The sequence below is a fragment of the Galactobacter valiniphilus genome, from assembly GCF_003575975.1.
Taxonomy (GTDB): Bacteria; Actinomycetota; Actinomycetes; order Actinomycetales; family Micrococcaceae; genus Galactobacter; species Galactobacter valiniphilus.
Genome location: NZ_QQXK01000029.1, coordinates 21,235 through 47,012, shown reverse-complemented (window position 1 = coordinate 47,012; position 25,778 = coordinate 21,235). Strand labels below are relative to the sequence as shown.

Genomic DNA, 25,778 nt, shown 5'->3' with positions numbered 1-25,778 from the left:
TCAGAGATCACATCACGCGACACACATCCAAGACTCGCTCACAAGGCCCCCGAACGTGTTTAGCAACACGCCCTAGGCCATCTGGCCCCGCTGAGCGCTTTCGCGGCCGACCTTCGATGGCCCCGAGGGCCCGTGGGACGGCGGCGCGCGGGAGGAACCCGCATAAAAACAACACCTCCGGCTACCAAAGTCGGTAACCGGAGGTGTACTCCGCGGAGGATGGGGGATTTGAACCCCCGAGGGCGTTAACCCAACACGCGTTCCAGGCGTGCGCCATAGGCCGCTAGGCGAATCCTCCTTGGCTTGCCCGCGTGAAGCAGGCTAGACAAGCTTAGCCCACACCGGGGGTGGATCCGAAATCGGACCGGCCCAAGGGCGCTCTTCCGCGCCATCCCACGGATCTCGAGGCTTCGCGCGGCCGGTCGGCCCGCCCGTGGGGCCGCCGATTCGGCCCCAGCCACACAAGCGCCTATACTGAATGACGGCCCCTCATGTGGTGCTATCTCGTCGAACTCCCCCAGGGCAGGAATGCAGCAAGGGTAGATGGGCTCTGGCAGGTGCATGAGGGGCCTTTAACGTCCCCAGACGACGTCCCCAGCCGCTTTTCGCGAAGGAAGTGCGTGACCATGGGTGCCGGCCGCTACGCCCCCAGCCCCTCCGGCGAACTCCACGTCGGCAATCTGCGCACGGCCATGCTGGCCTGGCTCTTCGCCCGCTCCACCGGCCGCGAGTTCATCCTGCGCGTCGAGGATCTGGACACGGCCCGCACGGCCGCCGGCGCCGAGGAGGCGCAGATCCGCGACCTCGCGGCCATCGGCCTGACGTTTGACACCGTCTCCCCGCGCCAGTCCGAGCGCCTGCCCGTCTATGCCGAGGCCCTCTCCTCCCTGAGGGACCGCGGCCTGCTCTACGAGTGCTTCTGCACGCGCCGCGACATCCTCGACGCACCGCGCGCGCCGCACACCCCGCCCGGCGCCTACCCGGGCACGTGCCGCCACCTGAGCGAGGCCGAGCGCGCCGAGCGCCGCCAGCACCGCCCCGCCGCCTGGCGCCTCGCCACCGAGCACGAGACCGTCACCGTCCAGGACACCCTCCTGGGCCCCGTCACGGGGCAGGTGGACGACGTCGTGGTGCAGCGCAACGACGGCACGCCGGCCTACAACCTCGCGGTGGTCGTGGACGATCACCTCTCCGGCGTGGACCAGGTGGTCCGCGCGGACGACCTCGCGTTCTCCTCGCCGCGCCAGGCGCACCTGCGCGGGCTGCTCTACGGCCCCGAGGCGGCCGCCGAGGTCCAGTACGCCCACGTCCCGCTCGTCATCAACGGCGAGAGCCAGCGCCTCGCCAAGCGCGACGGGGCCGTCACGCTCTCCCGGCTGCACGACGTCGGGCTCTCCAGCGAGCGGGTCCGTGACCTGCTGCTCGACTCGCTCCGGCTGCCCGCCGGCCCCCTCGCGGGGGCCGTGGACGGCTTCGACCCGGCGGCGTTGCCGCGCGAGCCGTGGGTGTTCGAGCCGCCGGCCGGCGCCTGAGCTCACGCTCCTCCACGAAACTGCCGGATCGCTTCAGAACGGCCCGCATCTTTCGGCAGTTCTGAAGCGATCCGGCAGTCGGCGGGAAGGGCGTCAGAGGATCGGCGCGGCCGTCGCGGCCCGCACCTCCTCCGGCGACACCCCCGGCGCGCACTCCACGAGCGCCAGCCCCAGCGGCGTCACGTCCAGCACCGCGAGGTCCGTGATGATCCGGTTCACCACGCCGCGGCCCGTGAGCGGCAGCGTGCACTCCGGCACCACCTTGGACGTCCCGTCCTTGGCCACGTGCTCCATCAGCACGATCACGCGCTTGGCCCCGTGCACCAAATCCATGGCGCCGCCCGGGCCCTTGACCATCTTTCCGGGGATCATCCAGTTCGCCAGGTCGCCGTTGACGGAGACCTGCATGGCGCCGAGAATCGCGGCGTCGATCTTGCCGCCGCGGATCATGCCGAAGCTCAGCGCTGAGTCGAAGAAGCTCGCGCCGGGCAGCACCGTGACGGTCTCCTTGCCGGCGTTGATGAGGTCCGGATCCACCTGGTCCTCCGTGGGGTACGGCCCCACACCGAGGATCCCGTTCTCCGATTGCAGGACCACGGTGCGGCCCTCGGGCAGGTAGTTCGGGACGAGAGTCGGCAGCCCGATCCCCAGGTTCACGTACTGCCCGTCCTGCAGCTCCTGCGCGGCCCGCGCCGCCATCTGCTCGCGTGTCAGCGCCATGATCAGGCCCCCGTTCCGGTCGCGTCGGTTCCGGTGCCCGACGGCGAGGGGCCGGCTTCCGTGGTTCCCCCGCCTTCCGGCGGGGTGGGGGTCGCGGCCCCGGGTTCGGTGCCGGCCGCGGGCGGCTCGGCCTGCGCGGGCGCCGGCTCGGCTGCCCGCACGGTGCGCTTCTCGATGCGCTTCTCGATCTGGCCGACCTCCACGACGCTGTGCACAAACACGCCGGGCAGGTGCACGGCGTCCGGGTGGATCTGGCCGGGCTGGACCAGCTTCTCCACCTGAGCGATGCAGATCTTGCCCGCCATCGCGGCGACCGGGGAGAACTGCCGCGCCGCCTCGTGGAACACGAGGTTGCCGTGGGTGTCGCCGACGGCCGCGTGGATCAGGGCGTAGTCGGTGACGATCGATTCCTCCAGGACGTACTCGCCCTCCTGCCCGCCGGGGGCAAAGGTACGCACCTCCTTGGGCGCGGACGCGATGAGGACGTTCCCTGCGTCGTCGTACCTTTGGGGCAGCCCACCCTCGGCGACCTGCGTGCCCGTGCCCGTGCGCGTGAAGAAGGCGGCGATGCCGGCCCCGCCGGCGCGCAGCTTCTCGGCGAGGGTTCCCTGGGGCATGAGCTCGAGCTCGAGCTCGCCCGAGAGGTACTGCCGCGCGAACTCCTTGTTCTCGCCCACATAGGAGGCGTGGACGCGGCGGATGCGACCGGCGGAAAGCAACACGCCCAGGCCCCAGCCGTCCACGCCGCAGTTGTTGGAGGTGATGTCCAGGTCCGTGGTGCCCTGCGCCAGGAGCGCCTCGATGAGCTGGATCGGGTTGCCGGAGAGGCCAAAGCCTCCCACGGCCAGCGACGCCCCGTCCGGGATGTCGGCCACCGCCTCGGCCGGGGTGGCCACCGTCTTGTCCATCGCCATCGAATGCCTCCACAGGTTTGTGTCTGGGGTCTTTCCTTGGGGTGCTGCGGGCGTCGCCCCGGGTTGCGGTGGCGTACCTCACACATGCAACACCACGGCGCCGCCCCTGTCACGGCCCGCACGCGCTTTCCCTCACCGGGGCCGCTGGTCCACGCGATATGCGCCGGCGGGGCATCCGCCCCGGCGAGCCGTCGGCAGACTCGGTAGGCTGGGCGGGTGACTACTGCCCTATACCGCCGCTACCGTCCGGACACCTTCGAGGACGTCATTGGGCAGGACCATGTCACGGTGCCCTTGCGCACCGCGCTGGCGAAGAACCGCGTGAACCACGCCTACCTCTTCTCCGGCCCGCGCGGTTGCGGCAAGACCACCTCGGCGCGCATCCTGGCGCGCGGCCTGAACTGCGAGCAGGGCCCGACGCCCACGCCGTGCGGCGTGTGCGCCTCCTGCGTCGACCTCGCCACGGGCGGCGCCGGCAGCCTCGACGTCATCGAGATCGACGCGGCGAGCCACGGCGGCGTGGACGACGCCCGCGATCTGCGCGAGCGCGCCACCTTCGCCCCCGCGCGCGATCGCTACAAGATCTTCATCATCGACGAGGCCCACATGGTGACCTCGGCCGGCTTCAACGCCCTGCTCAAGATCGTGGAAGAGCCGCCGGAGCACATCAAGTTCATCTTCGCGACGACGGAGCCGGAGAAGGTCATCGGGACCATCCGCTCCCGCACGCACCACTACCCGTTCCGGCTCATCGCGCCCGAGCCCATGCTGGAGTACGTGGAGCAGCTCTGCGCCGCCGAGGGCATCGGCGTGGCGCCCGGCGTGCTGCCCCTCGTCATCCGCGCCGGCGGCGGTTCCGGCCGCGACACGCTCTCCGTGCTGGATCAGCTCATGGCCGGCGCCACGGCCGAGGGCATCTCCTACGACCTCGCGGTCTCCCTGCTCGGCTACACGCACGCCGAGCTCCTGGACGACGTCGTCGACGCCCTGGGTGCGCGCGACGCCGGCACCGTGTTCGGGGCCGTCGACCGCGTCATTCAGTCCGGTCTGGACCCCCGCCGCTTCGTGGAGGACCTCCTCGAGCGCTTCCGAGACCTCATCGTGGTGCGCGCGCTGGGCCCCGAGGCAGCGAGCGTGCTGCACGGTGTCCCCGCCGATCAGCTCGAGCGCATGGCCGCGCAGGCCACGGGCCTGGGCGGCTCCGAGCTCTCCCGCTGGGGCGACGTCACCAACCAGGCCCTCACCGAGATGACGGGCGCCACGAGCCCGCGCCTGCACCTCGAGCTGCTGTGCGCGCGCCTGTTGCTGCCCTCCGCCGACGATTCCGAGCGCGGCCTCGCCGCGCGCGTTGACCGCCTCGAGCGCAATCTGCACTTCTCGGGCACGCCCGTGGAGTCCGGTTCGGTGCCCGACGGCGCCCAGGCGCCTTCCGCCGCCGGCGCACCCGCCGAGTGGGCCGGGCAGGGCGGCGGCGCCGCCGCGGTCCGCCGCGCCCTGCGCGCCGCCCAGGGCGACGAGGCACCGGCGGCAGCGCCGGTTCCGACGCAGTCAACGCCCGCCCAGCAGGACGCCTCCGGGGCTCCCGCGAGCCCGGCTCCGGCCGAGCCCGCCGCCGGGCCCGCTCCCGCGGCTCCCGCTCCCGCCGAGCCGGCCGCCGCGCCGCTTCCGCGCGGCGCCCAGCCCGCCGCGCCTGCCCCGCAGTCCGCGGCCCCCGCGCCTCAGACCGAGGCGCCCGCCGCGCCGATTCCCGCCGGCTTTGCCCCGGCAGAGGACGAGCGTGTGGCGGCGCCGATGCCTCCCACCCCCGCGCCCCAGGAGGCCCCCGCGGAGGACTTCGGCGGCGTCTCCGACTTCCAACCCACGGCCGAGGAGCTCGCCGAAGCCGAGGACGATTCCGACGGCGAGTTTGAGCCCATCGAGTACCCCGAGGATCAGCCGGGTGAGGCCGCCGGTGGCCTCCCGGCCGCCGACCCGCAGGCGGGAATCGCGACGCAGGCCCCGGCTCAGACGTCGGCCCCGGTGGCTCCCGCTCCCGCGCAGCAGGCACCGCGTCAAGCGGCACCCTCGCGCGGCGAGGGGCCGCTCGTTGATCCGAACTTCAAGGGCGCCCCCTTGGATGCCTCCCCCATCGAGGGCGGCGAGGACCACGTGGCCAAGGCCCGCGAGTTCGCCCAGCGCGCCATGGCGGCCGCCGCGGCCAAGAACGCGCAGCCGTCGGAGCCCAGCTTCACGCAGCGCAACGCCCCGCGCGCGGCAGCGCAGGCCCCCGCGCCGGCTCGGCCCGTGGACCAGGCGCCTGCCCAGACCCCGAGCGAGCCCCAGGCTCCCTCGGAGCAGCAGTCCGCGCCCGTCCACGCCGAGCAGTCCCGCCAGCAGGCCCCGCAGCGTGCGCAGGCGCCGCAGGCTCACACCCAGGCGCCGGCAACCGAACAGCGCGCCGACGCCCCCGTTGCCCCGCAGCAGCGGCCCGAGGCCATGCGGGCCCCGCAGGCGCAGCAGGCGCCCCCAGCGGAGCAGCACGGCGCCCCCGCCCAGGGCGGCGACGTGCCGCACCCGGCCGGCGGTGCGGGCTCAGTGGAGATGTTCCGCCGCGCCTGGCCGCAGATCATGGATCACCTCAAGGACTCGCGAAAGTTCGTGTGGTCCATGGTGCAGCCGCACGTTTCGCTCGCCGGCTTCGACGGCCGCACGCTCGTGTTGGCCTTCGCTCACCCGGGTCCGCTCACGGCCTTCCGCTCGCGCCCCGAGGCCGTTGATCTCGTCCGCGCCAGCATCCGCGAGGTGCTCGGTGTGGATCCCGAGATCGACGTCACCCAGGGTGGTGAGGGCGGCCCAAAAGCTGATGGCCGGCCCGCGCCGGCCGCCCCGGTCGCTCCCAGCAACGCCCCCGCCAGCACTCCCGCTGCGCCCCAGCCCGCCGCACCCGCGGTAGCGGACCAGGACATCGCGCCTCTCGACCCCGCCCTCGGCGCCGGCGAGTCCGCGCCTCAGGGTCAGTACCCGGAGCCCGCCGTCGCGGCCGCACCGGCCCTTCAGGCGCCGGAGGCCGGCCCGAGCCAGCCCACCGCGCAGGATCGCGGCGCACCCGCGCCCGCCGAGGTGAGCACCCCCGCTCCCGTCGGTGAGCCCGCCGCTGCCCCCGTCCCTGCCCGGCCCGCCGTAGCCGAGGCCGTTCAGGCATCCCGCCCCGGGCCTGCTCGGCCGGAGGCCCCGGTCGCACCGGCACCCACGCGCCCCGCCGCCGAAGCGCCGGCCGCTCCGGTTCCGGCCCAGGTGCCCGCCGCACCGCAGGCCGATCGGGCCGCCTCCCCGCGGAACGATGGACCCTCCGCACCGGAACGACAGCAGGCTGTCACTCCCCCCACGGCACCGGCGGCCCCGTCGCAAGCGGGCCGCCCGGCCATCGACCCGCGCCTCCTGACGGATCAGGAGGAACCGTGGGATCCCTACGGCGAGGACGCCCCGCCGATCGACGCCGCATGGGAACTGGCCCCGAGCCGCTCCGCGCGCGCCCCGCAGACCGCGTCCCAGCAGCGCGCCCAGCAGGCGCCGCCGCGCCAGCAGCCCGCACGATCCGAGGCCCCGGCCCCCTCGCCCACCAGCGCCACCGGCGAGGCACCGGCGGCACCGATCCCGACCGCGGCGCTGAGCCGCGCCGAGAGCCCCAGCGCCCCGACCCCCGAGCCCTCCGCGGCTCCGGCACCGGCCAACCGCCCGACCGGGAACCGCTCGGAGGAGGCCCCCGCGGCCCCCGCCCCGCGTGCCCAGGCCGAGGCGCCCGCCGCCCCGGCACCGGCCGCACCGCGCCCGGCCGTCCCGACGGAGGCCCCCGCGGCACCCGCCCCGCGCAACGCCGGCACCAACGAGGCCCCCGCGGCCCAGCTCCCCGGTGCGGCACCGAGCACGGCGCCCACCGCCTCCCCGAGCGGCACCCACGGTGCCTCTGGCGCCCCGGCCGCCCCCGCGCCGTCGGGCCTTGGCTGGGGCCAGGCCCCCAGCACCAGCTGGGGCACCGCGCCGTCGAGCACACCGGAGGAGGCCCCCGCCCCGGCCAAGGAGGCCAGGAGCGGGCGGAAGTCCAAGTACCAGGAGCTCATGGCGCGTGCCCAGGCGAGTGCGCCTGCGGCGGAATGGGGTGCGCCGCGCGGAGGTCGTCAGGCCCCGCCGGTAGACTCCGAACCGGTCGATTTCATTCCCAGCGACGATGACGAGGAGCTGGAGAACTCGACCACCTTTGGCCGGGCGGCGTTGGAGCGCCTCCTGGACGCCACGCTGATCGTGGAGCTTGACCCGCAGGGGCAGCCCATCGAGCAGCGCAGACGCTAAGAGCTGGTTTGTCGCGAGGAGATTGAGCCGTGTACGAGGGTGCCGTTCAGGACCTCATCGACGAATTGGGCCGCCTGCCCGGCATCGGTCCCAAGTCGGCGCAGCGCATCGCCTTCCACATCCTGGAGGCCGACAAGGACGACATGCTGCGCCTCGCGGAGAACATCCGCACGGTGAAGGACAAAGTCCACTTCTGCGAGGTCTGCTTCAACGTGACCGAGGCGGAGCGCTGCAACATCTGCCTCGACGTCCGCCGCGATCCCAGCGTGCTGTGCGTCGTGGAGGAATCCAAGGACGTCATGGTCGTGGAGCGCACGCGTAGCTACCGCGGCCGCTATCACGTGCTTGGCGGCTCCATTAACCCCATGGCCGGCATCGGCCCGGACCAGCTGCACATCCGCGAGCTCCTCACGCGCCTCTCCGACGACACGATCCAGGAGATCATCGTCGCGACCGACCCGAACCTCGAGGGCGAGGCCACGGCCACCTACCTCGCGCGCACGCTCAAGACGCTCGGCATCAAGGTCACGCGCCTGGCCTCCGGCCTGCCCGTGGGCGGCGACCTCGAGTACGCCGACGAGGTCACACTCGGCCGCGCGTTCGAGGGGCGCCGCAGCCTCATCGGCTGAGCCACCGCGGGTCCACGCCCGTTTGGCGTGCCCGACGGCGCCCGCTCACCGCGGGCGGCGGGCCTGAAGTCCCAGCGCCCTCCGCGCGCCGCGCGGCAGGGTGCCGGGCGAGTGGGCGAGGCGGCCCAGCCAGCGCGAGCCGAGCCGCACGGGCGCCACGACCGGCCAGCGCCGGCGCGCATAGCGGCCCACCGCGCCGTCCACCCCGCGCTCGAGCGCGCTGACCAACGACTCCGCGTCCCCGATCGCCATGGCGGCACCCATCCCGAGGTTGGGCGTCATGGCGTGCGCCGCATCCCCCAGCAGTGCCGCGCCCTCGACGCCAAAGGCCGGTCGGTCCAGCTCCTCCAGGCGGTGGCGCAGGACCTCGCCCGCCGGCAGGGCCCGCACGGCGTCAAGCGCCCACTGCGACTCGCGCGAGGGGGAGCGCTCCGGCAGCTCCGGCGCGCTCCCCACGGGCGCCGAGGCGACCACAAACACGTACGCGCGGCCCTCCGTCAGCGGCACCACGCCCACCCGCGTCTGCCCGTCCCACGTCTCGGTTGCCGCGGAAGATCCGGATGCTCCCCCGGCTCCAGCCGGCACGGCCTCCCGCGGCAGGATCGCCCGCCAGCTCAGCTGTCCAGCGTCGATCACCCTGCGGCCCGGTGCCACCCAGGAGCGCACCATGGACCGCAGGCCGTCGGCACCCACGACGAGGTCCGCTTCCAGCACGCGCCCGTCGGCGAGCGCCACCTCGGCGCGTCGCTCACCGCCGTCGCTGCCCGCCGCTACGGGAGGCCCCTCGGGGCTGAGGCCGAGCATGACCTCCACGCCGAGCTCGCGCGGATCGAGCAGCGCCGCGAGCGCCGGCCGAGCGATCGCCACCGCCTTGCCCCGCCCCTCGATCCGCCTCCCCGAGGGCCCTCGCAACAGCATCCCGGCGATCGGCTGGGCCACGTCCCCGAGCCCCACACCGGCACGGGCCACAGCCCGCACCGCGGCGCCCGAGAGCACCAATCCGGCCCCCACGGACTCCAGCGACTCCCGTCGCTCCACCACCGTGACCCGGTGCCCGGCGCGGCTCGCACACCGCGCGAACGCGAGCCCGCCGATCCCGCCGCCCACCACCACGATCTCTGCCATGCCGCGGACCCTACCGCGCTCACCCCTAGCCCCGGACCTCTCGCGCCCCTAGGCTCGGCTGAGATCTTTCCGCCGCCGGCCCACCCAGCCGGCGCCCTCCGCCCCCAGGAGCCTTCGTGTCCAAGCACGAGACCCCCGCCCAGCCAACGCGGCGCGACCCGCGCCGCCGTCGTGCCCTCACCACGGTGAGCCTCGGGACGGCCGCCGCCCTGCTGCTGCTCCTGGCCCTCGGCGACTTCCTCCCGCCGGGCGGGCACTGGTGGTCAGAGCGCCCCATGACGGTCGCGGCGCTCTCCACCGTGGTGGGCACCATCCTCATCGGCGTCATGCTCCAGCGCTGGATGCGCGAGAGCGAGGCGGCGCAGCTCGAGCGCCTGTCCACGGTCGCGTACCGCGGCCTGGCCCAGCAGGTGAACGACGCCGGGCGGAACCTGGTGGCGCCCGTCATCGGCGCCGATCTGGGCGCCTTGGCGGTGCCGAGCAGCTGGGGCGAGGACCTCGCCTCGCTGCGCGGGCGGCTGCGCCGCCTGGGGCACGCGGAAACGCACACGCCGGCCTCGGGCTGGTGGCAGCACGTCACCTCCGGCAGCCACGGCGCGGTGCTCGAGGACCTGCTCACCGACCCAGAGTTCGTTGGCTTGCTCTTCCGTAGCGCCGCGAGCGAGCGTCGCGCGCTGCAACAGGCGACCGCCGCGTGGGCCCCCGTCATGCTCATCTCCTCCGCGAGCACCACCGACCTGGGCCGGCTGCGCTTCCTCACCGACTCGCTCGAGTACCTCGAGGAGACGGTGCGCCCGGCGCACGTGCGGATCCTGGAGGCGTCGGCCGGCGCGGAGGCCGCAGCGGAGCCCGTCGAGGTCACGTCGGCCGAGCGGCAGGGCATCGCCGCCGCGTACTGGGCAGTGATCCGCCACTACGAGCGTCTGGGCGACGAGTTCGCCTCCTCCGCCGCGCTGCCGAGCGACGAGCTGCTGGCGCGGCATGTGCGCGGCGGGCGCTGGTTGGGCAGACTGCGACGGGGGTGAGCTGGGAACGTCCGCGCATGACGCGACACACCAGCATCGCCGACACCCTGCTCGCCCGCGCCCAGGAGGCACCTCCGGTGGTGGCCAAGGAGCTGGAGGCCGCTGCGAAGAAGCTCGAGTCCTACTCGCATGCGCCGGGCGACCGGAAGGCTGCGGCGCGCATCACGCCCGTCCTCACCCCGACCGTCGTGGACGCCCTCGGGGAGGCCTTCATCGCGTTGCGCCGGGCCGAACTCGAGGGCACCGACCCCATCTGGGACAATGAGTTCAAGCAGGCCGATTACGCCTTCGCTGCGCTCCTGCTGGCCTCCGAGGACCCCGCCCTGGCCGCGGCGGCAGCGCCGCACCTGGACGCGCTCGTCGAGCTCGTCCCCCGGCTCCACAGCGACCACATCGAACACCTCAATTACCTCGCGAGCGCCGACACCGAGCAAGACGGCCGCATCAAGGCGGCCGCCGCCGCGGTCATCGAGGCCCAGCCGGCCACGCTCGCGGAGCAATGGGCCGAGGCCCTGGGGCTGGCCCTGCCGCGCGAGTACTGGACCCTGACCCTCATCCTCAAGCTCGTGGAGCCGGACAAGGAGGACTTCACGACCCCGCGCATCGACGCCGCGCTCCTCGCCGACATCAAGAACTATCCGGGGGATTCCACCGACTGGAACATCCGCATCGGGCTCGTCAGCAGGAATACCCTCGGCGGTAGCCGCGCTCCCGCGAGCGACAGGGGCATCCCGCTCGGGTCCTACCACCGCGAGGATCGCAAGGGTGAGGCGATCGTGGAGGGTGCCCTCGAGCCCGCGCAGACGCCCTTCGACTTCCCGCGGATCCTCGCCGATCTGCGCGCCGCGCACCCCGAGCTGAACTACGACCTTGGCAAGCTCTCGGTCTCCGGCGGACCGGGGCGGCTGGGCTCGGCGGCGCGCAAGAAGCGCCTGCGCGAGTGGCTCGCCGGTGACTGGACGCCCGAGGCGTAGCAGGCCGAGCGCGCCCGCCCGCCCGCCCGGCCCGGCGCCCGGCTCAGCCCCCGCCAAACAGGGCGGGGAACAGCTGACCCAGCCCCACGCCGTCGGGCCCTGAGGAGGCCCAGCGCACGATGAGAATGCCGCCGATGGCGGCGATCCACTTGGCCGATTCGCTCACGTAGCCGCCGAGCCTCTCGGCAACCCGCCCGAACCACGCATCCGCGCGGTCGCCGAGCAACACCCGCGCGCCCAACAGCACCAGCGCCGGCACGACCATGACCACGCAGTACAGCGCCAGCACACCCAGCTGCACGGGGAAGGCCGCCCCGCTGGCCACGATCAACCCGGACGCGGCGAGATACGGGAGCATGGTCGGCACCTCCAGCAGCCCGGCCACGACACCGAGCCCCACGAGCGCCCACGGCGTGCGCAGGGCCCGGTCGATGCGCGCGCCCCAGCCGCCCTCGGGACCCCGACGGGCCGCCTTCTCGGCCGCCGCCTTCTCGCGCTCGGCCTTGCTCCACGGCCCGGAGAAGCCGTAGACGATCAGCCCCACGCCGGCGGCGAGCGCGACCCACCGGAGGCCGGGGGCCTCGAGCGCCGCACCCACCGCGTCGCCGCAGCGCTCAACGATCACCCGGCCGCCGCTGATCAGCAGCACGCCGAGGGCCAGGTAGAAGGCCGCCACGACGCCCAGGTACAGCAGCACCTTGCCCGCCAGCGCCCGACTCCCCCGGCGCAGGAGGAGCCACAGCGGGATGACGAGCGTGCCGATGCTCGTGGAGTCGATGAGGGCCAGGACGGCCAGCTGGAGAAGGGTCTCGGTGCTCATACACCTCAGCCTCGGCGGTTGGGGCCGACTGCGCCCCGGCCGGGCGGAGGAGGCGCGCCTCCTCCTTTGGTACCGGGCGGCTCGGAGGCTGGCTCGGTTGAATGGGAGCCATGAAGGCTCCTTGGTGGTCGACGACGCGCGGCGACGTGACGCTCGCGTGCGCCTACCTCGCGCTGCTCGCGGCGTGCGCCACCGGCGCCGTGGGCCTGGCGAAGCTCCCGTGGCTGGACCCTGCCAACCCGGCGCTGCCGTGGTGGGGCTTCGCCGCGGCCCTGCCAGGCCTCGCCGGCGCGGCCCTGCGCCACCGCTCCACGCCCGCCGCGCTCATTCTCGTCGCCGCCTCGACGCTCGGCAGCGCCGCCCTCGGTTTCAGCGTTGGGGTCTTCGTGTTCCTGTTTGAGCTGCTCTTCAGCCTTGTGTTGGTGGCCGGGCCCCGCGGGCCCCGCTGGGCGCGCACCCTCGCCGCTGGACTGAGCGCGGCCGCCGTGGGCGGGACGGCCCTGAGCGGCGCGGGCCTGGGCGCGGCCCTCAGCTCGGCACTGCTCGCCGCTGTGGCCCTCTGGCTTCCAGTGCTCTGGGCCGGTGACCTGCGCCTCGCCGACCGGCTCCGTGCGGCCGAGGCCGAGCGGGCCGACGCCGTGACCGCGGCCGCCAGCGCGCGCGAGCAGCTGGCCGTGGAGCGGGAGCGTCAGCACATGGCGGGCGAGCTGCACGACACGGTCTCCGGACACCTCAGCGCCATCGCCCTGCAGGCCCAGGCCGCCGCGCTCACGAGCGACGAGGCGGCACGTTCGCGGGCCCTCGCGCAGATGCGGGCCGGCTCCGTCGAGGCCCTCGAGCAGATGCGCGCGCTCATCGAGGTGCTCCAGGCCGGGCGCCCGCAGCCCGAGGCCACCGGCACGCTCGCCAACCTCCCGGCCCTCGCCGGTCGGGCCCGCGCGGCGGGCCACGCCGTCTTTCTCGAGGAGGGGCACGACGGCGCTGGGCTGGCACCCGCCGCCGAGGCGGCGGTGTTCAGGGCGGCCTCGGAGGCCGTCACCAACGCGCTCAAGCACGCGCCCGGGTCGGCCCTGAGCCTGCGGTTCACGGCGGGCCCGGGGGTGGGCGCGCCGGGTGGGGAGGATGCGTCGCGCGGTGCTGCTGCGCCGGGCCGACAGCGCCCCCTCGGCAACGACGCCCTCGTGCTCGAGGTCGAGAACGGCTCGACCGCCACGCCCCCGGCGCCGCACGCGCCGGCTGGCAATGGGCTGGGCCTGGCCCAGCTGCGTTCCCGCTTCGAGGCCCTGGGCGGCTCGCTCGCGGCCGGCCCCACCCGTCCGGCGGCTGGCTCCTGCGCGCGAGCCTGCCGCTCGCCGGCGCGGCGGCGCCCGCCGCTCCCCACACCTCACTGGCCGGCCTCGACTCCCCGACCACGCAGACCCTCCCGACCGAAGGACCCGCCGCATGAGAACCGTCCTGCTCGTCGACGACTACGGAGCCGTCCGCGCGGGCCTGCGACTGCTCCTGGAGGCCTCGGGCCTTTCGGTGCTCGGCGAGGCGTCCGACGGCGCCACGGGCGCCACGATGGCGCGTGCCCTGCGCCCGGACGTGGTGCTCATGGACGTGCGCATGCCGGGCACGGACGGGATCGAGGGCACGCGCCTCATCGCGGAGCAGGCGGGACCGCCCGTGCTGATGCTGACGACCTTCGACCTGGAGGAGAGCGTCGCCGCCGCCATCCGTGCCGGGGCCGCCGGCTACGTCCTGAAGACGGCCGAGGCCGAGCGCATCCTCGAGGCGATCGAGGAGGTGGGGGCCGGCCGCGGCTTCGTGGATCCAGCGGTGGTGCCCGCCCTCTTTCGCACGGCCGCCCAGGCCACCCGGCCGCCCGCCGTCGTGCCCTCCCCCTGGCCGCCCGCGGACCTGACGCCGCGCGAGCTGGACGTGTTCGCCCTCTTCGCCGACGGGCTGAGCAACCGGGCCGTGGCCCGGGAGCTCGGCCTCGCCGAGACGACCGTCAAGTCGCACGTCTCCAGCGCGCTGGCGAAGCTGGGCCTTGACTCCCGCGTCCAGGCGGCGCTGTGGTTCGCCGAGCACGCGCCCCGGGAGGAGCGGCCCTAGCGGTGCTTCGGCCCGCCGGGCTTCTGTCCCCAGCCGTACGCGATGCCGAGCGTGGGGTGTTGCCCGATCAGCTCGGTGAGTGTGACGAGGTGGTAGCCCTTGGCCCGCAGGTTCTTCAGGATCTGTGGGACGGCCGCAGCGGTGCTCGCGTGGATGTCGTGCATCAGCACGATGTCGCCGGGCTTGGCAGCCGAGGCCGCCTTGATCGTCTGCGCCGTATTGCGCGTGCGCCAGTCCTCGGTGTCCACGCTCCAATCGGCGATGGGGCGCTTGAGCGCCACCTTCTCCGCCTTGTCCAACGCGCCTCCCGGCGGGCGCAGGAACACGGGCGTGACGCCCACGAGCCCCGCGAGTTCGCGGTCCACCTTGGTGAGCTCGGCGAGCTGCTGGGCGCGCGTGAGCTTGGTCAGATTGGCGTGGTCCCACGTGTGGTTGCCGAGCTGCATGCCGGCCGCCGCCTCGGCCTTGACGAGCTGCGGGTAGGCGCGGATCTGTGTGCCGATGAGGAAGAACGTCGCCTTGGCGTCGGCCGCCTCGAGGGCATCGAGGATCCGCTGGGTGTACCGGCCCGGGCCGTCGTCGAAGGTCAGCGCCACGCACGGGACCTTGGAGCAATCGACGGGGTCCGCGATCGTCTGGGGCGGCGCCGTGGGCGCCACCGTGTCCTGCGTGGCGACGGGTGGCGCCGTGGTCGGGGTGGTGGGAAGCGCCGGGCCTTCGCTGCCCGACGGCGTTGGCTCGCCGGAGGCGCTCGCCCCGCCCTCGCCGGTGGTCGGGAGGGCGCCCTCGGTGTGCTCGGTTGGTCCGGTTGGCTCGGTTGGATTGCTGGGGCTTGGCGTCGGGGAGGCTGAGGGGTCGGCGGCGGAACTCGGCGCGCCGCCCGCCCTGGCTCCGGTGCTCGTGGTGCCGGTGCTGCCGCAGCCGCTCAAGACCAGGGAGGCGGCGAGCGCGGTGGCCGCCAGCGCGGCCGGTCGGGGGGATCGTGACGAGGAGGAACGGGAGAAGAGCAACACCCTGACATGCTAGGCCGGGGGCGCAGGGGGAAACGCCGAGAACGGCTCCCCGCAACCCAACGGTGACCCAATGCCTAGCTCCCGGTCAGGGAACGCCGAGGTGCCTCCGTGGCGCTTTCCCCACTTCCCGACAGGGCGTCGATTTCCTTGCGACACTATCCCGGGTGCATACTCGACATGATGCCGACGTGGTGTCGATAACCCACCCCCAGGTCATTCAATGTTTCTTGCGCTGCGCGAACTCTTCTTCGCGCGAGGCCGCTTCGCCCTCATGGGCGTGGTCGTCGGCCTCATCTCCGTCCTTGTTGTCATCCTCTCCGGGCTCGCCTCCGGCCTCGTCAACGACGGCGTCTCCGGCTTGAAGTCGCTGCACGTCACCTCGTTCGCGTTCAACGCGGGCACCATGAAGGACAACGCCTTCTCCCGTTCCACGGTGGACGCCAAGCAGGTCTCCGCGTGGCAGGGCGTGGACGGCGTTGAGCAGGCCGAGCCGATGGGCGTCTCCATCGTCAACGGCACTACCCAGAGCGATCACCAGATCGACCTCACGCTCTTTGGCGTGCAGCCCGGCGGCTTCCTCAGCCCGTCTGCCGAGGCCGCGCTCAGCGCCGGCGCCCCGGGCGACATCGTCGTCTCCGAGACCGCCGAGCAGAACGGCGTGAAGGTAGGCGACACCATCACCCTCGAGCGCAGCGAGGTGCAGCTGCGCGTCGCCGGGTTTACGAAGGACCAGGCAACCTTCGGCCACGTCGACGTCGCCTACCTCCCACTCGAGACCTGGCGCTACCTCGCCGGCGGCGAGACCCAGGCTGGCGCCGTCACGCCGGAGCGCGTGAACGCGGCGAGCTACGAGCTCGCCTCCGTCGTGGCCGTCAAGGCCGCCGAGGGTGCCGCGATCGACACCGCCGCGGCCGACGAGGCGGCCTCCACCATGACCATGGCCAAGAAGGACTCCTTCAACGCCTCCCCCGGCTACCAGGCCGAGACGATGACCCTCAGCATGATCCAGGTCTTCCTCTACGCGATCTGTGCGCTCGTGGTCGGCGCCTTCTTCACGGTGTGGACCATCCAGCGGTCAAAGGAACTCGCCGTGCTGCGCGCCATGGGTGCCTCCACGGGCTTCCTCCTGCGCGACGCGTTGGCCCAGTCCGTCATCGTCATGGTCGTCTTCACGGGCCTCGGCGTCCTGGTGGGCCTCGGCCTCGGCGCACTCATGCCCGACGCCATGCCCTTCTCCCTCGAGGCCGGGCCCGTCGCGAGCGCGACCGTCCTGACCATCGTCCTCGGCCTGATCGGAGCGGCCGTCTCGGTCCTCCGCGTCACCCGCATCAGCCCCCTGCGCGCCTTCGGAGGTGCCCGATGAACAACGCCCCAGCCCTGCTCCTCGAAAACGTCCAGCTCGCCCTGGGCGACGGCGACGCCCGCGTCACCGCCCTCGACCACGTGAACCTGTGCGTGAACGCCGGCGAGTTCGTGGCGATCGTTGGCCCCTCCGGCTCCGGCAAGTCCTCGCTCCTGGCGATCGCCGGCGCGCTCTCCGCCCCGGACGCCGGCCGCGTGGAGATCGCAGGCCAGGACGTCACGCGCCTTTCGGCATCCAAGGCCGCGCGCTTCCGCCGCGAGAACCTGGGCTTCGTCTTCCAGGCGGACAACCTCACGCCCTCCCTCACGAGCGCGGAGCAGCTCCAGCTCGCCGGGCGCATCGCCGGGCGCAAGGACGTCCCGGTGGACGCGCTGCTCGCGGCCGTGGACATGAGCCACCGCGCCGGCCACCGCCCGGGCCAGCTCTCCGGCGGCGAGCGCCAGCGCGTGGGCATCGCCCGCGCCCTGGCCCTGGTTCCCCGCCTCCTGCTCGTGGACGAGCCCACCGCCGCACTGGATCGCGCGCGCTCGCACGAGGTCGTCGAGCTGCTCGCCGAGCGCGCCAAGGTGGGCGGGACGGCCGTGGTCATGGTGACGCACGACCGCGACGTCCTGGGCCACTGCGACCGCGTCCTCGAGATGGTGGACGGCCGCCTGAGCGAGCTCGAGGCCTCCGCGCTCTGAGCGGCAGCACAGCACGACGGCGCTGGGGCGCCGGGGTGTGCCAGGCCCACCCCGGCGCCCCTCGCCTGTGTCGCGGCGAGGACTTACGCTGATCCAGCGCGCCGCGCGGCGCGCGCCGCGCGGCGCGCGCCCGGGGTGGGCACCCGGGGTGGGCACCCGTCGTCGGGCCCTTCTGGGGCGCCCACCCGCACGGTGAGCGCGGACGAAAGGTCAGGCTCATGGCACGCAAGGTCACGGCGGGGCTGTTCATGTCGGTGGACGGCGTCGCGGAGGCGCCCGACACCTTCCAGTTCGATTCCTTCGACGACGAGCTCGGCGCCGGCCTGGGGGCCTTCATGTCCTCCACCACCGACGCCGTCCTGGGCCGCGTCGGCTACACCGAGTGGAGCGGCTACTTCCCCGGCGCCGGGGCCGGCGATCCGTTCGCCGGCTTCATCAACTCGATCCGCAAGCACGTCGCCTCCAGCACGCTCGAGGAGCCGCTGGCCTGGGACAACACCACGCTCATCTGCGGCGATTTGGGCGAGTACCTGCGCGAGCTGAAGAACAATGGAGCCGAGGGAAACATCGCGGTCATGGGCGGCGTGGAGATCGTGCGCAGCGCGTTTGCCACGGGCGAGCTGGACGAGATCCAGCTCATGATCCATCCCGTGCTCTCCGGCCGCGGCCGCCACCTCTTCCAGGACGGTGACCCGCTCCAGCGCCTCACTCTGGTGGACTCCGTCATCACCTCCAAGGGCAACGCTCTGCTCACCTACACCCGACGACAGGACTAAGACGTGGAGCTCTCCGAGCTGCCGATCTCCGAATACGCCTTCCCCGGCCCGCTGCGCGACACGCTCATCGCGGCGGTCCGCTCCGGCGCCAAAACCACCACCTCGTCGCTGCGCGAGGCCTATCCCGTGTGGGACGAGCCGCTGCCCGTGGCGGGCACGATCCAGGCCGTCATCGACTCCGAGGGCGTGCCCCGCTTTGCCACCGAGATCGTCTCCGTCGAGGTGAAGCGCATGGCCGACGTGGACGACGCGTTTGCGATCGCCGAGGGCGAGGGCTTCGCCGGCGCTGCCGGGTGGCGCGCCGCCCACGAGGCGTACTGGCTCTCGGCGCCGAGCGTCGGGGACCTCGGCTACACGCCGGAGCTCACCGACGACACCCTCGTGGTCTGCGAGACCGTGCGCGTGGTGCCCGCCGAGGAGCTCGCGGCGCTCTGAGCGTCGGCCTCCTGAAGAGTTTGCGTGCCGTGTGCCGTTAAGACCCGCGTCTTGACGGCACACGGCACGCATTCTTTGTTGTCGGAACGTGACCGGGTTTCATGCCGAGGGCTGATGGGCCCGGCGCCGCCCGACCGTAGCCTTGCGCACATGATCACTCCTTCCTCGGGCGGCATCGTGGGGCACGGCCTGCGACGCTCCTTCGGTGATGTGCAGGCCGTGCGCAACATGGAGGTGAGCGCCCCGGCGGGGCAGGTCACCGCCCTCGTAGGGCCCAACGGCTCGGGCAAGACCACGCTCCTGCTCATGCTCGCCACCCTGCTCAAGCCGGACGCCGGCACCATCACGGTGGACGGCATCGACCTGGCCGCCGACCCGCGCGGTGCCCGCTCCCGCCTGGGCTGGATGCCCGACACGCTCGGCGTGTGGGAGTCGCTGACCACCACGGAGATCCTGAGCTCGGTGGGCCGGCTCTACGGGCTCGGCAAGGCCGAGTCGCTCACCCGAGCGGCGCAGCTACTGGAGCTCGTGCGGTTGCCCGAGTTCGCCCAACGACCGGCGCGCGTGCTCTCGCGCGGCCAGCAGCAGCGCCTCTCCCTGGCCCGCGCCCTGGTGCACGACCCCTCCGTCCTGCTGCTCGACGAGCCCGCCTCCGGCCTGGATCCCGACTCCCGCCTGGAGCTACGCGACATCCTGCGCGGCCTGGCCCGTGAGGGCCGCGCCATCCTCGTCTCGAGCCACGACCTGGGCGAGCTCGACGAGTTCTCCGACCGGGCCGTGTTCGTCGCGGCCGGCGAGACCGTCCAGACGCAGTCCCTCCTCGAGGCCGACGCGCAGGAGCGCGCCTACTCCATCCGCTCGCTCGACCCCGCGGCCCTCGAGTCGGCGCTGGACCGCCACGGCGTCCCCCATGAGGCGGCCCGCGACGACCGCCGCGCCGCCAGCACCGTCCACCTCGCCTCCGAGGCCGCCGCAGCACAGTTGCTCGCCCTTCTCGTGGGCGACGGCGTGCCCGTGGTGGGCTTCGCCCCGAGCGCCGGCGCCCTCGAGGAGACCTACCGCCGCACGGTGGGCCGTCTCGCCTCGCCACCCACCAGCCCGCCAGCACCGCCCGCCGCGCACACCCAGGAGGTGGCCCCGTGAGCACGCCAACCCAGACCCCCACACGCCCGCACGCACCGACCCCGTCCGCCCCGCGCCTCGGCCACCTCGACGGCGTTGGCACGATCTTCTCGCTCGAGCTGCGCCAGCGCCTGCGCAGCCGCGGCTGGTACGTCATGCTCGGCCTGTGGTTCGTGGTGGTCCTCGGCGTGACCCTCGCCGTGGGCGCGGCCGTCAGGAGCTCCTACACCTCCTCCGTCGATCCGGAGACGGGCCTGAGCCTGATGCCCCCGGGCAGCGTGGGCGCCGGCCAGATCCAGTTCGAGCTCGCGATCGCCTTTGTCCTCGGCTTCGGCTCGCTCATCGCCCCGGTCTTTGCCGCCAATGCGATCAGCGGGGACCGCGCCGGCGGCACCCTCGCGATCGTCCAGGCCACGCTCGTGACGCCGGGGCAGATCCTGTGGGGCAAGTGGCTCGCGGCCTGGGTCGCCTCGCTCGCCTTCCTCGTCGCGGCGCTTCCGTCCCTCGCCGTGGCGGCCTTCAGCGGGGAGCTGCGCTGGGGTTCCTGCCTCCTCATGCTCCTGGTCGTGGCGGTGGAGCTCGGCGTGCTCTGCGCCATCGGCGTGGGCATCTCGGCCGGCACGTCACGTCCGCTGTTCTCGATCCTCGCGACCTATCTCGTGGTCGCGGCGCTGGGCCTGGGAACGCTCATCGTCACGGGTGTCGCCGCCATGACCGTCCACGAGAACGTCCGTTCCTCGCAGATGGAGCCCACCCCCGAGGCCAGCAAGGCCATGCTGGAGTGGGACGAGAAGATGTCGGCCGACCCAGAGAAGTACGCAGACCTCCCCTACCCGCCGGAGGCCGACGACGTGCGGTGCGGCACCGAGGTGACGGAGTGGGAGGCGCCCGCCACCGAGCGTTTCACGTGGCTACTCGCCGCCAACCCCTTCGTGGTGTTGGCGGATGCCGCCGCGCCCCCGCTGGATCCGGTGTTGCAGGACGGCAGCGGCTACGCCTACTTCGCCTCGCCGCAGGCGGGCATCCTCGGTTCCGTGCGGATGGGCGTGCGACAGATGCAGGCCGGCCCGCAGTCCCAGGTCACGTGCCTGGAGGGCAAGGTCCTCACACCGCCCAAGCTCTCGGAGCAGGCGCCCGTGTGGCCCGTGGGCCTCGGCGTGCAGCTGCTGCTCACGGCCGCGATCGTGGGCTGGGGCCGCCGCCGGCTCGTCACCCCCGCCGGCCATTTGGCCAGCGGGACCCGCGTGGCATAGCCCCGGCTCTTCCCCGCCCGACGGCGTGTGGCCCGGTCCCAGCGGACCGGGCCACACGCCGTCGTTCACCGGGAAAAGCAAGCCGGGCGACGCACGCCCGTCACAGACCACGGCCCCCGGCGCGGCCCGACCTAGACTCGCACCACCGGGCGAGGGAGCCCCTCCCCCTGTTGACACCCGTATGGAGTTTGACCGTTCATGAGCCTCATCGTGCAGAAATTCGGCGGGTCCTCTGTGGCCGACGCCGAAGGGATCAACCGCGTCGCGCGCCGCGTCATCGAGACCAAGAACGCCGGCCATGACGTGGTCGTCGTCGTCTCCGCCATGGGCGACACCACCGACGACCTGCTTGACCTTGCAAACCAGGTGACCCCCGAGGGCCCGGCCCGCGAGATGGACATGCTTCTCTCCTCCGGCGAGCGCATCTCCATGGCCCTCCTGGCCATGGCGATCGACGCGCAGGGCGGTTCCGCGGTGTCCTTCACCGGCTCCCAGGCCGGCATGATCACCGACGCCCTGCACGGCCGCGCCCGCATCGTTGAGGTCTCCCCGGCCCGCGTGCGCCGCGCCATCGACCGCGGCATGGTCGCGATCGTCGCCGGCTTCCAGGGCATGTCCAAGGACTCCAACAACATCACGACCATGGGCCGCGGCGGCTCCGACACCACGGCCGTGGCCCTCGCCGCCGCCCTGGGCGCCGATGTCTGCGAGATCTACACCGACGTGGACGGCGTCTACTCCGCCGACCCGCGCGTGGTGCCCAGCGCCCACAAGCTGGCCCAGGTCTCCTCCGAGGAGATGCTCGAGCTCGCCGCCAACGGCGCCAAGATTCTGCACCTGCGCTGCGTGGAGTACGCGCGCCGCTTCGGTGTTCCGCTGCACGTGCGCAGCTCCTTTAGCCACCATGAGGGGACCTGGATTGTGCCCAGCCCCGATGACAAGATCCACCTGCAGGAGGGTGAACCCTTGGAACAGCCCATCGTCGCCGGCGTTGCCCACGACCTCTCCGAGGCCAAGGTCACCATCATTGGCGTGCCGGATATCCCGGGTAAGGCGGCCGAGATCTTCGGCGTCATCGCCGGGGCCAACGCCAACATCGACATGATCGTGCAGAACGTGTCCACGGCCGGTTCCGGCCGCACGGACATCTCCTTCACCGTGCCGATCTCCGAGGGCCAGGCCGCCCTCGAGGCCCTGCACGCGGCGCAGGAGAGCATCGGTTTTGCCGACATCGATTACAACGAGGAGATCGGCAAGCTCTCCCTGGTCGGCGCCGGCATGCGCTCCAACCCGGGCGTCTCGCACACCTTCTTCAAGGCGCTCTCCGACAACGGCGTGAACGTGGACATGATCTCCACCTCGGAGATTCGCATCTCCGTCGTCACGCACGCCGATCGCCTCGCGAAGGCCGTCGAGGCCGTGCACACGGCCTTCGGCCTGGACTCCTCCGAGTCCGCCACGGTGTACGGCGGCACGGGCCGCTGACCCGGGTTTTTTCAGAGCACGACGGCGCCGCCGCCCCTGTGAGGGGCGGCGGCGCTTTCGCTTTGTTGTCCCGATGGACGGGCCTTTTCTGAACGAACTATGCAGAACATTGTTGCGTATTGAACAATGCGCATTGGGCCTTCTTGGTCCGCCTCCCACCCCCCGCACCCGGAGGTCCCTCCATGGACCGCCTTCCCGCGACCGGCCTGCCTGGCAGCGCCCTGTTCGCCCTCTTTGCCATCGCCGCCGTGGCCCTGACGCTCGGCGTGCTGCTGGTTCGCCGTTCCAAGGCCGCGGCCCTGGGCGCCGCGCTCGCGCTGGCCCTGACCCTCGGGGCGGGCGGCGCCGTGCTGTCGGCCCCCACCACCCAGGCCTCGGCCGTCGCCGAGAGCTGCTCGGCCGACTCCCAGGACCCGGACTCCGAACCGGAGGTGGGCGGCGTCTCGAAGTCGAGCGATCCCGCCGCGCCGAGCACCTCGGCCGAGGCCACGGAGGGCAGTGATCCGGCCACGTCGGGGCAGCCGTCAACGGACGAGCCGGACGGCTCAGCCTCACCGACCCCCAGCGAAAGCGACGGCGGCGGTGAGGAACCCGAGCAGTGCACGCCGTCGGAGACGCTGATCGACGGCACGCTCCCGAGTGAGACCACCCTGAACCGCGCCATCTTCTTCAGCAACACCTCGGAGTCCCTGCCGACGTACGACGAGGACGGCAATCAGCTCACGCCCGGCGCGCCGGCCGTGGTGCACGCCGACTTCCAGATCGGGGGCGAGGGCGGGCAGGAGGTCATCGACGCCATCGAGGTCACCGCCGGATGGAGCAACGGAAAGGCGGCCATTCCCACGACGATGGCCAACACCCGGATGGTGGCCGCCGACGGCGCGGCACTCAGCCTCCCGGCAGGCACCACGTGGACGGTGGTGGCCAAGCGAGCCATGACCGGCGACCCCTTCGTCATGCTGCGCGTCGAGATCACCAACCCCGACTGGACCATCCCCTACGGCGACGGCAACTACGGCACGCAGTCCTGCGCTATGCCCGCATCGTGTCCGCGGCCTTTGCCGAGGCGAAGGTCGTCGACCTCACCATCCCGAAGTCCTTGTACGACGACTGCACGAAGGGCCTCGTCGACCGCGTCCTGGCCCTGCCGGTGGCTGGCTCCGACGAGCCGGAGCAGTGCACCCCGGCCAGCCCGCTGATCGACGGCATGGTGCCAGGCACCGAGAACATGCCCCGCTGGGTGAGCTTCACGCACACCGACGCCGGAGGCCCCGGCGCCCCGGCCCGGGTGGAGGCTAGCTTCACCATCTCGGGCCCCGAGGCGCAGGAGGTCATCGGCTCGCTCTCCACCATCCAGCGCTGGGACGGGGACAAGGTCCCGCTCGTGACCGTCATGGAGAACACCCGGATGGTGGGCATGGACGGATCCGACCTCGGGGTGCCCGCGGGCACCCCGTGGACGGTGCACGCCAAGCGGTGGGAGTCCACGGTGCCGGCCGTGCTCCTCGAGGTCAGCATCACGAATCCCGAGTGGACCGACCCGACCCGCGGCGCCGAATACCACGAGCTCGTGGCAGACCCCGCACGTGAGGCGGAGGCCCTGGACCTGACCATCCCGAAGTCCTTCTTCGACGGTTGCTCGGTTGATCTCGTGGACCGCGTCCTCCGCCTGCCGACCGTTCCTGTATCCGTGGCCGTGTCCAAGTAGGCTGCCCCGACCCCAGCGGCGCCCCGCCTTCCGTCCGGAAGGCGGGGCGCCGTCGTCGTACAGAAAACCCACAAGCCCACCCAGCTTGTTCACAGACTTTTACCAGCCCACAGTCAGGACACAGCGGAGGCCAGCGGTGTGCACACGCGCGCTCCCTAATTTTTTGGGGTAGATGGGCGGCATGGTGCCGCCCACGAAGGGACCCCCTATGTTCTTCCGCTACCTGCGGCGCGAGCTCTCCGGCCGCCGCAAGCAGACCGCGATCATCGCCGTCGCCATGGCCCTGGCCATCGCGCTGGTCATCATCGTCAACTCGCTCTCCTCCGGCGTGAAGAGCGCGCAGGAGCAGGCGCTCTCCTCCGTGTACGGCGTGGGCACCGACCTCACCGTCACGAGCGACCCCGCCGCCCCGACCGAGGGCGGCGGCGGCCGCCAGAACTTCGACTTCGGCGAGGACGACGGCACCACCGACGACGAGGGCACGCAGTCCCTCTCGCAGAGCCGCCTCACCACGAGCCGCGGCACGGGCACCTTCGAGTCCGCGGCGCTGAGCACCATCACCGGCACCGACGGCGTCGAGGCCGCCTCCGCGGTCCTCTCGCTGAACAACATCGAGTTCTCCGGCGAGATCCCCCAGCGCCCCGACTCCAGCTCCGGCGGCTCTTCAGACGGCGCCGCCCAGGGCCAGCAGCCGCCGAGCGGCGAGGGCCAGGGCGGCGGCCCCGGCGGCAGCTTCGACGTCAACCAGATGACCGTCATGGGTGTGGACGAGAACGCCGCGACCGTGGGCCCGCTCTCCTCGGTTGAGGTTACCGACGGCCGCGCGCTGGCCGCCTCCGACGCCGGCGAGTACAACGCCGTGGTGGACTCCTCCTACGCCACAAGCGAGGACATCGCCGTGGGCGACAAGGTCAACCTGGGCGGCAAGGACTTCACCGTGGTGGGCCTCGTGAAGGCCACGGGCTCCGACGGCGAGACCGCCTCCAACGTCTTCATCCCGCTGGACCTCTCCCAGACGCTCTCCGGCTCCGAGGACACCATCTCGACGGTGTACGTGAAGGCCGCGTCCTCCAACAACATCACGGCGCTGAAGACCTCGCTCACCGAGGCCCTGCCCGATCAGGAGATCAACTCGCAGGAGGACCTCGCCTCCACCGTCTCCGGTTCGCTCTCCACGGCCTCCAACCTCGTGTCCTCGCTCGGCACCTGGCTCTCCATCGCCGTCCTCGGCGTGGCCTTCCTGCTCGCCGTGCTGCTGACCATCTCCGGCGTCTCCCGCCGCACGCGCGAGTTCGGCACGCTCAAGGCGATCGGCTGGCGCAACGGCTCCATCGTGAAGCAGGTGGCCGGCGAGTCCCTCGTGCAGGCACTCATCGGCGGCGTCATCGGCATCGCCGTGGGCCTCGTGGGCATCTGGATCATCAACCTGGTGGGCCCGACCCTCACGGCCTCGGCCTCCACGGGGTCCGGGATGGGCTTCCCGGACGGTGGCATGGGCGGCCAGGGCGGCCCCGGCGGCGCCGGGGGCTCCGGCACGACGACGGGCGGCGGCCCCGGCGCCGAGGGCGCCTCGAGCGCGGCCTCCTCCGCGGCCGACATCGTCCTCAACGCCCCGTTCACCCCCATGGTCATGGCGATCGCCGCGGGCATCGCCGTGATCGGCGGCCTGCTGGCCGGCCTGCTCGGCGGCTGGCGAGCTGCACGCCTGCGCCCCGCCGAGGCCCTCCGCTCCGTGGCCTGAGCCGCGGCACCACCTCTTTCTAAGGACAAGACAT

General features: G+C 72.7%; 21 protein-coding genes, 1 tRNA gene, 1 other RNA gene and 1 pseudogene. 18 read left to right on the top strand and 6 right to left on the bottom strand.

Features of this window, described 5'->3' with window-relative positions; translation table 11 throughout:
* Positions 1-213: 213 nt before the first annotated feature.
* Positions 214-298, bottom strand: a tRNA-Ser gene (locus tag DWB68_RS13180).
* Between the two features lie 182 nt (positions 299-480).
* Here DWB68_RS13180 and ffs point away from each other — a divergent pair.
* Both ffs and gluQRS read left to right on the top strand, forming a co-directional pair.
* Positions 481-577, top strand: an RNA gene (ffs, locus tag DWB68_RS13175) — signal recognition particle sRNA small type.
* Between the two features lie 49 nt (positions 578-626).
* Positions 627-1,532: a tRNA glutamyl-Q(34) synthetase GluQRS gene (gene gluQRS, locus DWB68_RS13170; RefSeq protein WP_119425585.1), complete on the top strand. Its 906-nt coding sequence runs from the start codon at positions 627-629 to the stop codon at positions 1,530-1,532.
* Positions 1,533-1,625: 93 nt separating this feature from the next.
* On the opposite strand, the gene DWB68_RS13165 is transcribed toward gluQRS, so the two are convergent.
* Both DWB68_RS13165 and DWB68_RS13160 read right to left on the bottom strand, forming a co-directional pair.
* Positions 1,626-2,252 (bottom strand): CoA transferase subunit B, encoded by a 627-nt coding sequence (locus tag DWB68_RS13165; RefSeq protein WP_119425580.1) that lies wholly within the window; start codon positions 2,250-2,252, stop codon positions 1,626-1,628.
* A 2-nt stretch (positions 2,253-2,254) separates the two neighbouring features.
* The gene (locus DWB68_RS13160; protein ID WP_119425579.1) at positions 2,255-3,166 is read right to left on the bottom strand and encodes a CoA transferase subunit A; all 912 of its coding nucleotides are present in this window, start codon (positions 3,164-3,166) and stop codon (positions 2,255-2,257) included.
* A gap of 216 nt (positions 3,167-3,382) precedes the next feature.
* On the opposite strand from DWB68_RS13160, the gene DWB68_RS17050 reads away from it, so the two are divergent.
* Positions 3,383-7,492, top strand: coding sequence for a DNA polymerase III subunit gamma and tau (locus DWB68_RS17050; RefSeq protein ID WP_267896973.1), 4,110 nt, complete (start codon positions 3,383-3,385; stop codon positions 7,490-7,492).
* A 29-nt stretch (positions 7,493-7,521) separates the two neighbouring features.
* Entirely contained in the window at positions 7,522-8,121 is a 600-nt protein-coding gene (recR, locus tag DWB68_RS13150; RefSeq protein WP_119425578.1) for a recombination mediator RecR, read from the top strand.
* Between the two features lie 45 nt (positions 8,122-8,166).
* Here the strand turns inward: recR and DWB68_RS13145 are convergent, their stop codons facing one another.
* On the bottom strand, positions 8,167-9,246 hold the full coding sequence (locus DWB68_RS13145; protein WP_119425584.1) for an FAD-dependent monooxygenase: 1,080 nt from the start codon (positions 9,244-9,246) through the stop codon (positions 8,167-8,169).
* Between the two features lie 116 nt (positions 9,247-9,362).
* On the opposite strand from DWB68_RS13145, the gene DWB68_RS13140 reads away from it, so the two are divergent.
* Positions 9,363-10,271, top strand: a complete 909-nt coding sequence (locus DWB68_RS13140) for a hypothetical protein (RefSeq protein WP_119425577.1) — start codon at positions 9,363-9,365, stop codon at positions 10,269-10,271.
* A gap of 17 nt (positions 10,272-10,288) precedes the next feature.
* The gene (locus tag DWB68_RS13135) at positions 10,289-11,245 is read left to right on the top strand and encodes a hypothetical protein (protein ID WP_119425576.1); all 957 of its coding nucleotides are present in this window, start codon (positions 10,289-10,291) and stop codon (positions 11,243-11,245) included.
* Positions 11,246-11,288: 43 nt separating this feature from the next.
* Here DWB68_RS13135 and DWB68_RS13130 read toward each other — a convergent pair whose 3' ends face one another.
* Entirely contained in the window at positions 11,289-12,065 is a 777-nt protein-coding gene (locus DWB68_RS13130; protein WP_119425575.1) for a GAP family protein, read from the bottom strand.
* A 101-nt stretch (positions 12,066-12,166) separates the two neighbouring features.
* On the opposite strand from DWB68_RS13130, the pseudogene DWB68_RS17250 reads away from it, so the two are divergent.
* Positions 12,167-12,874, top strand: a pseudogene (locus DWB68_RS17250) (histidine kinase); the annotation flags it as partial.
* A 634-nt stretch (positions 12,875-13,508) separates the two neighbouring features.
* Positions 13,509-14,165, top strand: a complete 657-nt coding sequence (locus tag DWB68_RS13120; protein WP_119425574.1) for a response regulator — start codon at positions 13,509-13,511, stop codon at positions 14,163-14,165.
* Here the strand turns inward: DWB68_RS13120 and DWB68_RS17045 are convergent.
* Positions 14,162-15,178 (bottom strand): polysaccharide deacetylase family protein, encoded by a 1,017-nt coding sequence (locus DWB68_RS17045; RefSeq protein ID WP_147391679.1) that lies wholly within the window; start codon positions 15,176-15,178, stop codon positions 14,162-14,164. The two genes, DWB68_RS13120 and DWB68_RS17045, sit on opposite strands and share 4 nt — an antisense overlap.
* A 220-nt stretch (positions 15,179-15,398) precedes the next feature.
* Here DWB68_RS17045 and DWB68_RS13105 point away from each other — a divergent pair, with 220 nt between their 5' ends.
* The 10 genes from DWB68_RS13105 to DWB68_RS13060 all read left to right on the top strand — a co-directional run bounded on the left by DWB68_RS13105 (position 15,399) and on the right by DWB68_RS13060 (position 25,744).
* A complete protein-coding gene (locus DWB68_RS13105; protein ID WP_119425571.1) occupies positions 15,399-16,541 on the top strand; it encodes an ABC transporter permease in 1,143 nt (380 codons plus the stop codon).
* Positions 16,538-17,224: an ABC transporter ATP-binding protein gene (locus tag DWB68_RS13100; protein ID WP_119425570.1), complete on the top strand. Its 687-nt coding sequence runs from the start codon at positions 16,538-16,540 to the stop codon at positions 17,222-17,224. Before DWB68_RS13105 ends, DWB68_RS13100 begins: the two co-directional genes overlap by 4 nt.
* Before the next feature lie 218 nt (positions 17,225-17,442).
* Entirely contained in the window at positions 17,443-18,000 is a 558-nt protein-coding gene (locus DWB68_RS13095; protein WP_119425569.1) for a dihydrofolate reductase family protein, read from the top strand.
* A 3-nt stretch (positions 18,001-18,003) separates the two neighbouring features.
* On the top strand, positions 18,004-18,435 hold the full coding sequence (locus DWB68_RS13090; RefSeq protein WP_199700458.1) for an ASCH domain-containing protein: 432 nt from the start codon (positions 18,004-18,006) through the stop codon (positions 18,433-18,435).
* Positions 18,436-18,585: 150 nt separating this feature from the next.
* On the top strand, positions 18,586-19,578 hold the full coding sequence (locus DWB68_RS13085) for an ABC transporter ATP-binding protein (RefSeq protein WP_233548810.1): 993 nt from the start codon (positions 18,586-18,588) through the stop codon (positions 19,576-19,578).
* A complete protein-coding gene (locus DWB68_RS13080) occupies positions 19,575-20,810 on the top strand; it encodes an ABC transporter permease (protein WP_119425567.1) in 1,236 nt (411 codons plus the stop codon). Before DWB68_RS13085 ends, DWB68_RS13080 begins: the two co-directional genes overlap by 4 nt.
* Before the next feature lie 198 nt (positions 20,811-21,008).
* Positions 21,009-22,295 (top strand): aspartate kinase, encoded by a 1,287-nt coding sequence (locus DWB68_RS13075; protein ID WP_119425566.1) that lies wholly within the window; start codon positions 21,009-21,011, stop codon positions 22,293-22,295.
* A 182-nt stretch (positions 22,296-22,477) separates the two neighbouring features.
* A complete protein-coding gene (locus DWB68_RS13070; RefSeq protein WP_119425565.1) occupies positions 22,478-23,494 on the top strand; it encodes an RAD23 family protein in 1,017 nt (338 codons plus the stop codon).
* A complete protein-coding gene (locus tag DWB68_RS16305; RefSeq protein ID WP_119425564.1) occupies positions 23,446-24,003 on the top strand; it encodes a hypothetical protein in 558 nt (185 codons plus the stop codon). The genes DWB68_RS13070 and DWB68_RS16305 overlap by 49 nt, the downstream gene beginning before the upstream one ends.
* 208 nt (positions 24,004-24,211) lie before the next feature.
* Positions 24,212-25,744, top strand: coding sequence for an ABC transporter permease (locus DWB68_RS13060; RefSeq protein ID WP_119425563.1), 1,533 nt, complete (start codon positions 24,212-24,214; stop codon positions 25,742-25,744).
* The last annotated feature ends 34 nt before the right edge of the window (positions 25,745-25,778 follow it).

Excerpts from the sequence above, each read along its gene's own strand:
- DWB68_RS13075 (WP_119425566.1), top strand. The coding sequence starts at position 21,009 with ATGAGCCTCATCGTGCAGAAATTCGGCGGGTCCTCTGTGGCCGACGCC.
- gluQRS (WP_119425585.1), top strand. The coding sequence starts at position 627 with ATGGGTGCCGGCCGCTACGCCCCCAGCCCCTCCGGCGAACTCCACGTC.
- DWB68_RS13120 (WP_119425574.1), top strand. The coding sequence starts at position 13,509 with ATGAGAACCGTCCTGCTCGTCGACGACTACGGAGCCGTCCGCGCGGGC.
- DWB68_RS13145 (WP_119425584.1), bottom strand. The coding sequence starts at position 9,246 with ATGGCAGAGATCGTGGTGGTGGGCGGCGGGATCGGCGGGCTCGCGTTC.
- DWB68_RS13165 (WP_119425580.1), bottom strand. The coding sequence starts at position 2,252 with ATGGCGCTGACACGCGAGCAGATGGCGGCGCGGGCCGCGCAGGAGCTG.
- DWB68_RS13130 (WP_119425575.1), bottom strand. The coding sequence starts at position 12,065 with ATGAGCACCGAGACCCTTCTCCAGCTGGCCGTCCTGGCCCTCATCGAC.
- DWB68_RS13070 (WP_119425565.1), top strand. The coding sequence starts at position 22,478 with ATGGACCGCCTTCCCGCGACCGGCCTGCCTGGCAGCGCCCTGTTCGCC.
- DWB68_RS13105 (WP_119425571.1), top strand. The coding sequence starts at position 15,399 with ATGTTTCTTGCGCTGCGCGAACTCTTCTTCGCGCGAGGCCGCTTCGCC.
- DWB68_RS13085 (WP_233548810.1), top strand. The coding sequence starts at position 18,586 with ATGATCACTCCTTCCTCGGGCGGCATCGTGGGGCACGGCCTGCGACGC.
- DWB68_RS13135 (WP_119425576.1), top strand. The coding sequence starts at position 10,289 with ATGACGCGACACACCAGCATCGCCGACACCCTGCTCGCCCGCGCCCAG.
- DWB68_RS13160 (WP_119425579.1), bottom strand. The coding sequence starts at position 3,166 with ATGGCGATGGACAAGACGGTGGCCACCCCGGCCGAGGCGGTGGCCGAC.
- DWB68_RS13060 (WP_119425563.1), top strand. The coding sequence starts at position 24,212 with ATGTTCTTCCGCTACCTGCGGCGCGAGCTCTCCGGCCGCCGCAAGCAG.
- DWB68_RS13095 (WP_119425569.1), top strand. The coding sequence starts at position 17,443 with ATGGCACGCAAGGTCACGGCGGGGCTGTTCATGTCGGTGGACGGCGTC.
- DWB68_RS13100 (WP_119425570.1), top strand. The coding sequence starts at position 16,538 with ATGAACAACGCCCCAGCCCTGCTCCTCGAAAACGTCCAGCTCGCCCTG.